The organism is Atopobium deltae, from assembly GCF_001552785.1.
GTDB classification, from domain to species: domain Bacteria; phylum Actinomycetota; class Coriobacteriia; order Coriobacteriales; family Atopobiaceae; genus Atopobium; species Atopobium deltae.
Window position 1 is genome coordinate 1 of record NZ_KQ959515.1, and the last position, 500, is coordinate 500.

Genomic DNA, 500 nt, shown 5'->3' on the forward strand with positions numbered 1-500 from the left:
CAAGAAAACGCTTGCCGAGGTTGGTGTAACAGAATTACGAAGCTCACAAGGTGCGGATCGCCAGCTTTGCCGTTCATACTACAAGGGTGACATGTTTCTCTCGCCTGCTTCCACTTCATTTGTCAGCCATGGTCATATTGGGATATATGGAGACAAAGATTGGATTGTAGAGGCTCCAGGATTCTTTGCAAAAAGTAGATGGGCATGGCACTATAACACTTTTGTTGGAAAAGGAACAGTGCTTATGGAGACAACGTTGACACAAGCACAGCAAAATGCCGCCGCAGACTATGCATATAACCATTTACTCGGTTATCCTTACAATCCAATATTCTGGAACAATAAAGAGCTCAATCCAGAACGTCTAAATTGTTCTCAGCTTGTATGGCTAGCTTATAAAAAGGGAGCAGGAGTAGATCTTGATGGAAATGGAGGCGCTGGCGTCTATCCTTATGATATTAAAGACTCCAAGTATACAAAGGTGAATTGGGTTATTGAAT

1 pseudogene is annotated in these 500 nt (G+C 42.6%); it reads left to right on the forward strand.

The window, feature by feature from the left end:
- A pseudogene (locus HMPREF3192_RS05195) lies at positions 1-500 on the forward strand (hypothetical protein); the annotation flags it as partial.